At 46.4% G+C, this 12,477-nt stretch carries 14 protein-coding genes and 1 riboswitch; of the genes, 2 read left to right on the forward strand and 12 right to left on the reverse strand.

The window, feature by feature from the left end; translation table 11 throughout:
- Positions 1-24 precede the first annotated feature (24 nt).
- A complete protein-coding gene (gene metA / locus MHI01_RS09645; RefSeq protein ID WP_036610071.1) occupies positions 25-942 on the reverse strand; it encodes a homoserine O-acetyltransferase MetA in 918 nt (305 codons plus the stop codon).
- Positions 943-1,178: 236 nt separating this feature from the next.
- A riboswitch (SAM riboswitch) is annotated at positions 1,179-1,302 on the reverse strand.
- A gap of 451 nt (positions 1,303-1,753) precedes the next feature.
- Here metA and corA point away from each other — a divergent pair.
- A complete protein-coding gene (gene corA / locus MHI01_RS09650) occupies positions 1,754-2,689 on the forward strand; it encodes a magnesium/cobalt transporter CorA (protein WP_047842270.1) in 936 nt (311 codons plus the stop codon).
- Positions 2,690-2,759: 70 nt separating this feature from the next.
- On the opposite strand, the gene MHI01_RS09655 is transcribed toward corA, so the two are convergent.
- The 8 genes from MHI01_RS09655 to MHI01_RS09690 all read right to left on the reverse strand — a co-directional run bounded on the left by MHI01_RS09655 (position 2,760) and on the right by MHI01_RS09690 (position 10,014).
- Positions 2,760-3,761 carry an HRDC domain-containing protein gene (locus MHI01_RS09655; protein ID WP_340983002.1) on the reverse strand — a complete coding sequence of 334 codons (1,002 nt, stop codon included), beginning with the start codon at positions 3,759-3,761 and terminating at the stop codon, positions 2,760-2,762.
- A 176-nt stretch (positions 3,762-3,937) separates the two neighbouring features.
- Positions 3,938-4,816, reverse strand: a complete 879-nt coding sequence (locus tag MHI01_RS09660) for an ROK family protein (RefSeq protein WP_047842269.1) — start codon at positions 4,814-4,816, stop codon at positions 3,938-3,940.
- A gap of 72 nt (positions 4,817-4,888) precedes the next feature.
- Positions 4,889-5,575, reverse strand: coding sequence for an MOSC domain-containing protein (locus MHI01_RS09665; protein ID WP_340983003.1), 687 nt, complete (start codon positions 5,573-5,575; stop codon positions 4,889-4,891).
- A gap of 30 nt (positions 5,576-5,605) precedes the next feature.
- Entirely contained in the window at positions 5,606-6,712 is a 1,107-nt protein-coding gene (locus MHI01_RS09670) for a phosphodiester glycosidase family protein (RefSeq protein WP_301291341.1), read from the reverse strand.
- Positions 6,713-6,717: 5 nt separating this feature from the next.
- Positions 6,718-7,611: a 5'-3' exonuclease gene (locus MHI01_RS09675; protein WP_017689620.1), complete on the reverse strand. Its 894-nt coding sequence runs from the start codon at positions 7,609-7,611 to the stop codon at positions 6,718-6,720.
- Positions 7,612-7,749: 138 nt separating this feature from the next.
- Positions 7,750-8,115, reverse strand: coding sequence for an arsenate reductase family protein (locus MHI01_RS09680; protein ID WP_340983004.1), 366 nt, complete (start codon positions 8,113-8,115; stop codon positions 7,750-7,752).
- A 343-nt stretch (positions 8,116-8,458) separates the two neighbouring features.
- Entirely contained in the window at positions 8,459-9,442 is a 984-nt protein-coding gene (locus MHI01_RS09685; protein WP_340983005.1) for an RluA family pseudouridine synthase, read from the reverse strand.
- Positions 9,439-10,014 (reverse strand): cob(I)yrinic acid a,c-diamide adenosyltransferase, encoded by a 576-nt coding sequence (locus MHI01_RS09690; RefSeq protein ID WP_036610088.1) that lies wholly within the window; start codon positions 10,012-10,014, stop codon positions 9,439-9,441. The genes MHI01_RS09685 and MHI01_RS09690 overlap by 4 nt, the downstream gene beginning before the upstream one ends.
- Before the next feature lie 148 nt (positions 10,015-10,162).
- Here MHI01_RS09690 and MHI01_RS09695 point away from each other — a divergent pair, with 148 nt between their 5' ends.
- Positions 10,163-10,774: a DedA family protein gene (locus MHI01_RS09695; RefSeq protein ID WP_074094303.1), complete on the forward strand. Its 612-nt coding sequence runs from the start codon at positions 10,163-10,165 to the stop codon at positions 10,772-10,774.
- Between the two features lie 85 nt (positions 10,775-10,859).
- On the opposite strand, the gene MHI01_RS09700 is transcribed toward MHI01_RS09695, so the two are convergent.
- The 3 genes from MHI01_RS09700 to MHI01_RS09710 form a co-directional block, all read right to left on the reverse strand.
- The gene (locus MHI01_RS09700) at positions 10,860-11,402 is read right to left on the reverse strand and encodes a bifunctional adenosylcobinamide kinase/adenosylcobinamide-phosphate guanylyltransferase (RefSeq protein WP_017689625.1); all 543 of its coding nucleotides are present in this window, start codon (positions 11,400-11,402) and stop codon (positions 10,860-10,862) included.
- A gap of 37 nt (positions 11,403-11,439) precedes the next feature.
- A complete protein-coding gene (locus MHI01_RS09705) occupies positions 11,440-11,991 on the reverse strand; it encodes a hypothetical protein (protein ID WP_310333874.1) in 552 nt (183 codons plus the stop codon).
- Between the two features lie 168 nt (positions 11,992-12,159).
- The gene (locus tag MHI01_RS09710) at positions 12,160-12,381 is read right to left on the reverse strand and encodes an aspartyl-phosphate phosphatase Spo0E family protein (RefSeq protein ID WP_179198508.1); all 222 of its coding nucleotides are present in this window, start codon (positions 12,379-12,381) and stop codon (positions 12,160-12,162) included.
- Between the last annotated feature and the right edge of the window lie 96 nt (positions 12,382-12,477).

A 12,477-nucleotide genomic window follows, 5' to 3' on the forward strand; every position in this document is an offset into this window, starting at 1 on the left:
TGCTGCATCCTCCTGTAATCTCGATTAGATTTGCGGGCCAATATCGTAAGGTGTTTCTTGATACACATAGTAATTGAGCCAGTTAGAGAATAATAAGTTGGCATGAGCGCGCCAAGTAGCTGGTGGCACACGGGAAGGGTCGTCATTCGGATAATAATGTCTAGGCAATGCGATATCCAACCCTTTGGCTGCATCCCGGTCATACTCCCACTTTAATGAGAACGGGTCATACTCGGCATGTCCTGTGGCAAAAATCTGTTTGCCGTCTTTGGTAGCAACCAGGAAGATCCCCGCTTCCTCGGATTCAGCCAAAATCTCTAAATTCTCATTCTTTTCAATATCTTCGCGTCTCACTTCCGTATGACGGGAATGTGGAACGTTGAATACTTCATCGAATCCACGCAACAATGGAACATGTGGTTTATTGATGGTATGTGGGAAAACGCCAAAACACTTTTCATCAAGTGCAACCTTGGGTACGTCAAAATGATGGTATAAACCTGCCTGGGAAGCCCAACATATGTGGAGGGTTGAAGTCACATTGGTTTTGGTCCATTCGAAGATCTCCTGGATTTCATTCCAATAGTTCACGTCTTCGAAATCCATTTGTTCCACCGGGGCACCCGTAATAATCATTCCATCGAAACGGCGGTGCTCAATCTCATCAAAGGTTTTATAGAACAGATCCAAATACTCCTGAGACGTATTCTTCGACGTATGGGATTTGGGATGTACGAGAACGACATCCACCTGAATAGGCGTGTTTCCCACCAGACGAAGCAATTGTGTTTCGGTCGTTTCCTTTGTGGGCATCAGGTTTAATATAGCGATACGGAGTGGACGAATATCCTGCTGATATGCAGAAGTTTCATCCATGACGAAGATATTCTCTCCTTCAAGTACTTCTTTTGCTGGTAGAGTATCGGGTATTTTGATTGGCATAGTAAGTCTAACTCCTCCTTGTGCATAGATAGATGCAGCCACCCCTGGCTTGATGTCTTCACATCAATACAGTTATAGACTGCCTTGAGCTTGTAAAAACATTGAATTGCTCTTTCATCCAACGTTACAAACAACCTCAAGTTCCTTAGCGAAAATCACTGCTGAGAAGTCGGGGCATATAACAAAGACCTTCCTCGGATTTCGAGAAAGGTCATATGTAAAAAAGATATGCGCCTCTCTCATCTCTCAGTTACAACAGTGCCACTTGACACTTAGTCGCTGCAAGAATTAGCACCGTGCGGTATACCGCCGGTTGCCGGGTTTCATCGGGCCAGTCCCTCCACCTACTCTTGATAAGATTTCGCTGTATTAGATTGTAATTAAATATGGTTCACCGTCTACTTTATTACATTAATGCCCTCACGTCAAGATGCAGTTCGATGTCTGCTTCCCAGATCGGAACCGTTCATCATCCGTTGTCATACACTGCCTCAGGGCGCGAAATAGACACATTTTTGCGCTTGAAAGCACCTTGTACCAGCGGTATACTAAACAAGGTGTTATAAACCCTTATGTGAGAGGTGACATATTAAATGGATGGCGACCCGAGGCCTGACTGGCAGCCGAATTCCGACAAACTGCATAGAGAATTGACATCAGCATGCCGGCAGCGGGACGTGACTTCCGTTTGATTATATAGTGAACGTAGCCCTGATCTCCAGGCTCCGCTGCCGACCGGCTGATTTGTTCTTTTTGCGCCCATAATGATAATATCCGCCAAGTTGGCGGGTGCAGAAGGAGTAGATTAACGATGAAAATCCGGTTGGTAAACAACGGTGTTTTTATTCCGGTGGACGACATTCAGCAGGCGCTGACTCCACCAGCGGAAGGATTTTACTGGATTGATGCAGACGTAGACGATTTGGCGGTACTTCAGCCGCTGTTCTTGATGCATGATCTGGCTGTGGAAGACTGTCTTAGTGACGAAGAACAACGTCCGAAGATTGAAATTTATGAGAACCATTATTTTATTGTGATTAATAGCATCCGTTTTGATGATGAAGAGATATTTCTACGTGCCGTCAACCTGTTTCTCGGCAGACATTTCATTATTAGTGTTACCAAGCACAAGGTCAGCGAATTGCGTACACTGAAACCCATCCTGTGGGAACAGGAAATCAGTACACCGGATCGTCTGCTGTATTTGCTGGTTGACTTGATTGTTGATAATTATTTCACCGTAGGTGACCGAATTGAAGCACGGATCGAGAAGCTTGAGGAAGACATTCTGATGCATACCAAAAAGTCACATCTGAATGAGATCATCGGGCTGCGCAGTGAGATTCTGTGGCTGAAAAAAGTCCTTGGACCTCAGAAAGAGGTCATTAACACCTTGAACAAAAAAGATCTGCGTCTCATCGATGATCAACTGCAAAAGTATTTCAGTGACATCTATGAGAATGCTGTAAAAATATCTGAAACCTTTGAAACTTATCGCGACCTGATGGGCAACTTGCGAGAAGCCTACCAATCCAGTATTGCGAACCGGGCGAATGAAATCATGCGTGTATTTACCGCCATTACCACGGTCTTCATGCCGCTGACGGTCATTACCGGTATATACGGCATGAACTTTACGAATATGCCAGAGCTTAACTGGAAATACAGCTATTTTGTTGTGATTGGCCTAATGGTTACCCTGGGCCTGAGCATGTTCTTCATTTTCCGCAAGAAAGACTGGGTATGAACTCGTATGAAATAACAAAGACGAAGCGCTCCTCCGGGAGAAACGCCTCGTCTTTTTTCATTTCTGATTATTAACCAACATTCTTCTCTGTCTCTGCGTGCCGACGGAAGCGGATTCGAATCATGCGCAGCCTTTCATAGACCTGCTCCAGACTTCCTCCATCGGGTTTCTCTCCTCCATACACCTTATGTAATACTGGCTTCAGGAACGTATCTCCCAGCTCCTCATACGCACTCCATACGGCCTCTTGTTCGTTCTCTGGCATCACTGCCAGCTCCACATCAAGAAGACAATCGGTGTCATAACCTTCGTGATCCAGTGCCTCTAACAGCTCAACCAACTCGCGTCGGGATAATCCGGATCGATTAACAATCTCCTCTAACGTATACCCTTCCTTCATGCCTTCAAGCACCTGCTTACGCGTGGTGAACTTATCAAGTTCCTGCTTATACTTCTGCTCTCTCTGCTTGTATAACCAACTCTCATACTCTTCTTCCTTCAGCGCCGTGTATACCCAGTCCAGCGGGAATGTCGTTGAACGCTCCAGCCCGTTTGTAATCTCCATCCATTCCGAACCATACTCAGTCGCTTTGCTCTCTCCTACGCCCGGCAGTTGCATCAGTTCATCCAGCGATTGCGGAACAAAGGCACTGATCAAACGCAGCAGACGATTGGTTGCAATAAAATACGGTGCCTTCCGGTCAGACACAGCTCTCTTCCTGCGCCATGTGCACAGATCCGTATATAACTGCTCATTGCCGTATAACTCACTGTAACAATGGAGCCGCTGTCCACCATAACTGCGTGACTTCAGATCATCATTCTCATGAAATAACCCCTGCAACTGCGGTCGGTACCCCTCACTCATCTGTATGGCAAGCTGATGACGGTAAATATGAAGCAGCTCCTCCCAAGAAGTCCCCTCATACCAGATGCTGTCCTCACGCTCTCCTTCCTCATAGCGACTCCATCCCAGCTGCCAACTATCTTCCTCTTCCCCAATCCATAACTGTGCATACTCTGCATTCTGATCTGACATTCTGGACAATCTGTTCATGAAAATGACTTCCATTTTCGTTCCCTCCCTTTGAATATTTAGCTTATACGAGTTAAAGATGCTACCTATAGGCAGCACAAAAAAACACCCCTCCTGCAAAATGCATGCAAGAGAGGTGCTTCCTCATTAACCGTACTATGCTGTTGCCCATATCATACCACAATGGTAAAATTCGTCAATCCCTTTATAATCTACTTATTCAATGCCAATTTGGCAAGCGCCAGCGAACCACACAGCCCTGCATTGTCGCCAAGTCCTGGTGAAACAACATACTGGTCAATGTCGGACTGAAGCGCCGGATGCTGAACGTATCCAGCCAGCAACTCCTGCAGTTTGCTACGAACCATCGGGAACAGGTGCTCCTGCTTCATTACTCCGCCACCCATGACAATTTTCTGTGGAGAGAGAATCAGAACATAGTTCATCAGTGCGTGTGCCAGGTAATGTGCTTCAATCTCCCAAGCTTTATGATCTGCAGGCAGTTCATAAGCTGGTTGCTCCCAACGTTTGTTAATGGCCGGTCCTGCTGCAAGGCCTTCGAGGCAGTCACCATGATACGGACAGAAACCCTCGTATGTATCCTCCGGATGTCGGCGTACAATGATATGTCCCATCTCTGGATGTGACAATCCATGGACCATTTTACCGCCAACCACAGCACCTGCACCAATACCTGTACCCACAGTGATATACAGACAGCTCTCAAGACCTTGTGCAGCGCCCCAGGTTGCTTCTCCAAGTGCCGCACCATTCACATCCGTATCAAATGTCATCGGCACATCAAAATGCTCCTTGAGCTTGCCAATCACGTTATACTGTCCCCAATGTGGTTTAGGTGTTGTTGTGATATAGCCATATGTTGGGCTTCCTTCAATCGGATCAATCGGACCGAATGAACCTACACCCAGAGCTTCAATGCCTTTGCCTTCAAAAAATGAAATCACTTGAGCCATGGTCTCTTCCGGTGTTGTTGTTGGAAAACTTACGCGTTCCAGAACTTCTCCGTTTTCTGTGCCAATACCACATACAAATTTGGTTCCGCCTGCTTCAATTGCGCCTAAGATCGTCATGTTAGTCACACTCCCAAGTTAGTTTAAAAAGGAATTCGAATTGCTTTACTTGATGACACGATAATTACCCTGCTACTTGTTCTCCAGCTTGGACAATCGTTTCATTAACGTTTGCCTCCAGCTGTCTGACAGCGCAGGAATGGCCAGCAACGCCTGAATACCTTCGACATTTTCTTTCCCCTGATGCATGATTCGATTAGCTTCAAGAACCGTCATTGAGGCTGGATCGGTGCTGATCCGTCGAAATATCGATGAAGGCCCTACCTCACCTTCTTGCAGTACACGAAAGTAAAAGCCGGTATATCCACTCTCCTGAAAATAAACAGGTAGCTCCTTATAGTCATACCTCGCACCCAGCTTGAAGCAAGGTTGTCTGGGCTGACTGACCTGCACTGTGGCTTGGCCCAACTCGTACACATCACCAATCCGTACGTCTTCTTCGGCACAGCCTTCAACCGTCAGATTTTCTCCACAAGCTCCCCAATCCAGCTTGCGATCCATCAGTTGTTCCAGCGCCGGATAACGACTGTAATCGTATACACAAACGGCTTTGTCAGGTCCGCCATGATGCACCAGATCCGCCTGCGCGTCCCCTGTCATTCCAGTGAATGACAGGAAAATCGCGTCGGATACAGGATGTTTCACAATGCCGCTCAGCACTTCACGCTTCTGCCCAGGGAGCGGCTGCGGCAGTCCTACATTAATGGCCAGAACAGCTGTATTGCCCTCCCCTGGCTTTCGATCAGATGTGAGTGTCATTTGCGTCATACCTCCCATAATCACTTTCTTTTAACGCACAGAGCCGCCAAATACGAGTGTATTACTCAATAGCCGACCTGGAGAAGTCAACATTTTGCCCCCGGCATACATACCCGAGGAAGCACCGCCATCCAGATTCATGGCCTGTTTGGCGCCAAGCTTCTGCATTACCGCTGCCCACTCCTTGATTGTTGCTCCGGAAACGGTAGCCAGCATAACAGAACCGTCCGCCATGATCGCAATACCACTTCTGGCTCCGGAAGCATTAAGAATCTTGGCATCCTTGAAACCTTCGCTCGTCGGATTGACAGCTACCTTACCGTCTTTTACCAGACGGGGTCCTGCCCCAACAGCAGTCACTACATCTTGCCAAGGGATCTCTTTGCCTGCTGCGTTCGTATACTTATAATTCATTTCTACGGTCGAACCAACAGTGAAACGGTCCGAAGAAGACTTCTGATTACCTGTGAAGACCAGTACCGAGCCATTCTTAGGGATCGCTACATTTGTATTGGGCACTTTTTTGGTCACGATACCTTTCTCCATGACAACCGCAGTGCCACCTTTGAATCCGACTGTGGCACCTCGTTCAGGCGTATACAGCATCGTAATGCTTGCGTTCGCTGAAGGTGTTCGATTAATAAAGGTTGCATACCAACTCCGTGATTTACCTTTTGTATCCGTTACTTTACCTGTCAAACTCACCTGAAGTGAATCCATGATCGCCGAGCCGTCTTCCTTAAATCCGATGGATGTTCCGTATCTTCCAATATGTATGACCTTACCATTTGCTATTAACATACCGTATGGATCTGGTGCTCCGTTATATGCTTCAAAAAATGCTCCGTTAATGGCTGCTTGCGCACCATAGGCTTTCACAATCGATGGCAATGTTGCCGTCTGGCCAACTTGCTTCTTCGCGAGTCCCACGGTAACCGGTGTTCCCTTTGGAATCGAAACGGTCTGTACGGTAAAATTACGTCCTGCTGCTTTTACTTTCTGTACTTTGGTGCTAATTGCTGCTTTGGCATCCACTGTCTGTGGTGCACTTACTGCTCCCGAAAGAATTACGGGCAAGGCCAGGACAAGGGCCATAGCCCCTGTCCACCACTTTTTGCCTGTTCGTACGTTCTTCATGTTGCTCACCCTATTGCCACTCCCATCCAAGAGCCAAGGCTCTTCATCTCAAGTTGTTCAAACTTGTCCATCACCATATCCGGATCAAGACGCAATTCACAGATATCCAGCGCACAGGCAACCGGAACAGCACAATGAATCTCTGCCAGTTTGCGGGACAGATGAAGCATGTCCAGATCATTTTCAATCTTGTTACGCACCGAAGGGGTCAGTTTATCCATGTTGCTCAGAATCCCTTCAATGGAGCCGTATTCCTGTACAAGCTTCAACGCTGTTTTCTCACCAATTCCCCGTACTCCGGGATAATTGTCGCTGGCATCTCCCATCAGACCCTTCATGTCAATCACTTGACGAGGTGTCAGTTGTTTCTCTGCCATGAGTGTTTCAGGGTTGTACACCATGTAGTTGCCATGGCCTTTTTTCATAATAATGATACTTGTGCGGTCATTGATCAGTTGCAACATGTCGTGGTCACCCGTCAGTACCATAACATTCATATCTGTCTCTTCGGTATAATACTTCGCAAGGGTCCCGATACAATCGTCGGCTTCGAATCCTTGTGCACCTATATTCGGAATACCCAGGCTATCCATGACTTCACGAATCAGAGCAAACTGGGGAATCAGATCATCCGGAGCTTCAGCCCGGTTGCCTTTGTAGGCTGCATATTCTTCACCGCGGAACGTCTTACCGCCCATATCCCAACAACATACGACATGACTTGGCCCAAAAGTCTGAACCGCATCCCAGAAATAACGGATAAATCCGTAGACTGCGTTGGTAGGCAATCCTGCCTTTGTACGTCTGATATATCCGCTTGCAGATGTCGCATAAAAAGCACGGAACAACACCGCCATACCATCTACCAGCAACAAAGTAGGTTCATTACGTTGATTCACTTGAATTTGTTCTCTCCTATCTAAATCTAGCATATAAAATACGAAACTAATTCTATCATTATAGCATAGTTCCGCCAACCATCGTTCAGCCAAAAAAGCCCTGAATTTTGAACAATTCAAGGCTGATATTCAGCGCGTTTATGCGTTATTCCATTCCTGCTCATACGTTTCTTCCTTGAATCCAACCGTCACCTTTTCTCCATCCGTAACGATCGGACGTTTGATCAGTCGACCATTGGAAGCCAGTAAACGAATCTGTTCATCAGCGGACAGGCCTGGAAGCTTGTCCTTCAATTGTTGTTCTTTGTATACTTCCCCACTCGTATTAAAGAACTTTTTCACTTCCAGTCCGCTCTTTTGGATGAGTTCTGTTAGTTCAGATTCGGAAGGCGGTGAGTCAAAAATAGGGATTAGCTCCAGCTCATGTCCTTGAGCTTCAAGCCATTTTACAGCTTTGCGGCATGTGCCGCATTTGGCATATTGATATACTTTTAAGTTACTCATGTATGTGTTCCTCCAAATGCTCCGGTATCGACTTCTCGCTTCCCTTGGTTTGCTTCACAAATCCAAAAGTCGCTCCAAATCGATACCATCGCCATGTAATTTTACTGACTTTTGCGAATGAGATCAAAACACATTCGCTATATTTTTTGGATCAAGACCTTAAAACTTTAAGGACTAAAGAGTCTACAACCATAATGATTAGCCTGCGGCATGTTGTTCAGGTGCATTAAGCCCCCTCACATGGAATAGCCCACCAGCGTTGACCTCAACCAAGGCTTGCCGTACAGAAAGCTACGACACAGAGGGCGTATCTAAGGAAATCTAAGAGCCCCGTCGCAGCTTCCTACAGTTCTTCTCTCGGAGCTGCCTCATCATTCAAACGCTTCTCCAGCGCGGCCATATCTGCTGGAAAAGGAGCCTGGAACGTTATGCGTTCCTGTAGAATGGGATGTTCAAATGTCAGCTCACAGGCATGTAATGCCTGGCGTTCGATCCAGGTATCCCGTTCTTCTCGAACAGCCATGGTCTGCTCATCGATCTCGTGCACAGGTAATGTCTTGTACATTCGATCACCGATTAATGGACAGCCGATGGACGTCATATGTACCCTGATCTGATGGGTTCTGCCACTTTCCAGCTTGAGGCTTATCGCACTGGCGCTGCCCCCTGACCAACGTGTTAAGGTTGTGTACAACGTTCTTGCAGCGTAACCATCAGGTGTTACGATTCGGCGGTGTGGCTCTTCAGAATCGCGATCGATCGGGCCATCTACTGCCCCCTGTTCCGGGACAGGACTGCCGTGCACAAGTGCAATATATTTCTTGTCCACTGTTCCTGCAATCATCTGTTCAGAGACATGTTGATGGACATAAGGGTTCTTGGCTATGGCGAGAACACCTGACGTTTCCTGATCAAGGCGATGAATCGGTCTAAACCGAAAGCGCTCGCCCTTGGTTTTCCAGTAATGAACAACGCCATTTGCCAAAGTACCTGTATAATGTCCATGTGTCGGATGAACGATGATGCCCGCATCCTTGTTGACAATAAGCAAGTGCTCATCTTCATACAGAACGGTAAAGGGAATAGGCTCAGGCAAAATATCATCCGATTCCTCTTGCTCCATCCGAACTTCAACGACATCACCCGCAGCTACCTTGACGCTAATGTACACGCGCTCTCCATTAAGCATGACACCTTGCTCCGTCAACTTAATTTTGGACAAAAGCTTACGCGACACCAGCAGCCGGCGCTGAAGCACGGTCTTCAGCAGCCAGCCATCTTCTTGTTCGGTCACCGTGTAGACAATCGGCGAATAATACTGGCTCATTCTTTGCGGCGGAAGACTTTTTTGCTCCGCACATATTCAATATCCGCCACCTGTTGTCTCGCGTTGGCTGTCCGTGCAACCACGAAGAAGTAATCAGACAGTCGGTTTAGATACCGTCGTACAGACGGATTAATATCTGTATGTTGTCCAAGTGTTACCGTGCGACGCTCTGCGCGACGACATACAGTACGGCACACATGAAGAGCAGAGGACAGCTGACTGCCACCTGGAATAATGAATCGTTCCACTTTTGGATTCTCTGCATCATACTGGTCGATCCATTGTTCCAGACGTGTGACCATTTCATCTCTCACCTTATATTTGGTCTCACTAATCTTCACAAAGGCCAGATCCGATCCGCAATCAAACAGTTCCTGCTGAACTTCCAGCAGATGTTCACGCAGATCTTCAAATTCCCCTTGAGCCGAGTCAATAAGGCTGATCGCCTGGCCTACAAAACAGTTCAACTCATCAATCGTGCCATAAGCCTCAACCCGGTCATCATCCTTGATGACGCGTCCACCGATGACCGAAGTTTGTCCTTCGTCACCTGTTCGTGTATATATGCCCATCGTTATCCCTCCAATTGGTAATATAATAATGAATACGGGAATGCCATTTTTTCAGAAACCCGTCTATCGCTTTACACGTATATAAGAATTGGTGTGCTCTGCCGAGTATACGACAAATCAAAGGAAACCAAAAGTAAAGGAGACGATTATGCAAAACTGGATAACCGATTTCATGGAACAATACGGCTACATAGGCATTGCACTCATTATTGCTCTTGAGAACGTATTTCCCCCGATTCCATCCGAAATCATCTTGCCGTTTGGCGGATTCATGACCACCTATACCAGTCTCACTATTCCAGGAGTTATTATCGCTGCAACTATTGGTTCTGTCCTTGGTGCTGTGATCCTGTATGGTATTGGTCTACTCATTGACGTCGAACGCCTTGAGAAAATTGTGGAACGCTGGGGACATGTTCTGCGCATCAAAAAAGAGGATATTCACCGTGTCGACGCATGGTTTGACAAATATGGCATGTGGACCGTATTATTCTGCCGAATGGTTCCCCTCGTTCGTAGTCTTATCTCCATTCCCGCAGGCATGTCCAATATGAAATTTGGTTTATTCCTTCTCTTTACAACCATTGGTACATTGATCTGGAATGTCATTCTGGTCTGCGTTGGTGCTGCGCTTGGCGCATCATGGGAGAGCATTTTGCACTTTATGGACGTCTATTCCATTGTAGTGTACGTCATTCTGGCCATTATTGTCATCGGATGTATCATCTGGTGGATCAGACGTAGCAAAAAGCAGAAATAAAAAGGATAGCTTAATAAATAAAGCCTCCTCGCCACCAATTCGTGGTTAAGGAGGCTTCTTTATGTCACCCGTTTATGTCATCTCGCTATCGTTCATCTTCATTTCGCATGCCCTGACTCTTAAGATCGATAGCCAGACCAGATACCAGCAAGTACATCTTTTCAGCATGTATCTGCAGCATCCGATTAACCGAAGCCATTCTCGCTGTAAATATTCGTTCTTCCTCGGTAGGATGCAATGTGCCATGCATTTCATTGGTAATCACAAGCAACTTCCCCTGATAAGACAATAATGCATCAAGCAAAAGCTGTGTCTCTGAACGCTGATGATCCAGATCCTCTGTTGCCCTGAAACCGGCAGCCATCCAGGAGGTCAGACTGTCTACAATTACAATTCGCTGATCCGCCAAAAACAGATTGGATTCCCGATTAATCTGGGTGATCACCTCTGTCAGATGCTGACCGTTCCCGGCATGAATGGCACGATAATGAGCGGATGGCAATTCGGGAATAACGGGATCATGATCACCGGTGGATAAATATACACCCTCCCGGCTAATCCCGGCTGCGTACTTGAGGGCAAACCGGGTTTTACCACTACCTATGCCGCCTGTGACCGTAATCAGCAATCCGCTTCCCTCCTTCCATAGCCATTCTGAATTTTCTTTACTCTGTCAGCGCCTTCAGCACTTTTTTGGATTCTTCGACATTGGAAGATGACACTGGAATGGTGGCGAACAAATTGCTCGCAGCATATTCTACATCTTTAAACATTTTCATATCTTCGAGTGGAATGCCGTAAAGATGTGATTCTTGCTTGATGTCTGAACCTTCATCTCCTTCACCCTTCTCTACCAATACTCCACCCTCAAATACACCCCGTTCAAACTTCTTGGGATCAAAAGTATCATCCAGCGGAACATTGGAGCCATTACTTCCGTATTGTTTCATGTCGGACTCAGGCAAAATGAAGATATCATGTCCTCCAGCCGCATACTCTACCATAATTTTCTGAACATCATACATCGCACTGGTAATCACTTCTACCTTGGGTTCCTCGCCCAGTTTCTGTTGCAGATTGGCCTGTAACTGTTCTGAGATTACAGATGGATTTCCTTGGTTATCAATGATGAAAATGGAAAAACCATCTTTACCTCCACAACCAGCAAGCAGAAAAACGATAGAAATGATTGCAGTAAGCCCCCAAAATCTCTTCATTCCAGTTCCCCCTTTAGTCTCCTATGTCCAATATATCACAATTGTTCCACGCAAAAAAATAACCTGGCTTATCGGGGGATCACCCTGCCTTTACACACAAAAAAAGAAGACCTTCTCAGGTCTCCCTTTCTAATTCGATTAATGAAACGTTTCACTCCCGCATAAACGTTATTTTGCTTTAATTGGGTTAGCCTTCATATATTCATTAATCTTTAAATCCAGCAAACTGCTGATTTCAATTACAATATCGGATGTGAATGATTTCTCTTCGAGGAAGATCTGTTCCATCTTGCGACGAAGCATATGAATTTCATCTTCCAAGGAAATGTCATGCAAAGATGCGTTATCGGGTTTCACCGACCATCGGTCGCCATGATCGCCTTCTGCCAGATAGTGCCCACGATTCGTCGGTAAATCATATTCAACACAAAACAAAGCTAACCCCTCCTTGGAAAAATGGTTTCCAAATTTATGAAAACTTATTTC

This window comes from Paenibacillus sp. FSL M7-0656 (genome assembly GCF_038003225.1).
GTDB lineage: Bacteria > Bacillota > Bacilli > Paenibacillales > Paenibacillaceae > Paenibacillus > Paenibacillus amylolyticus.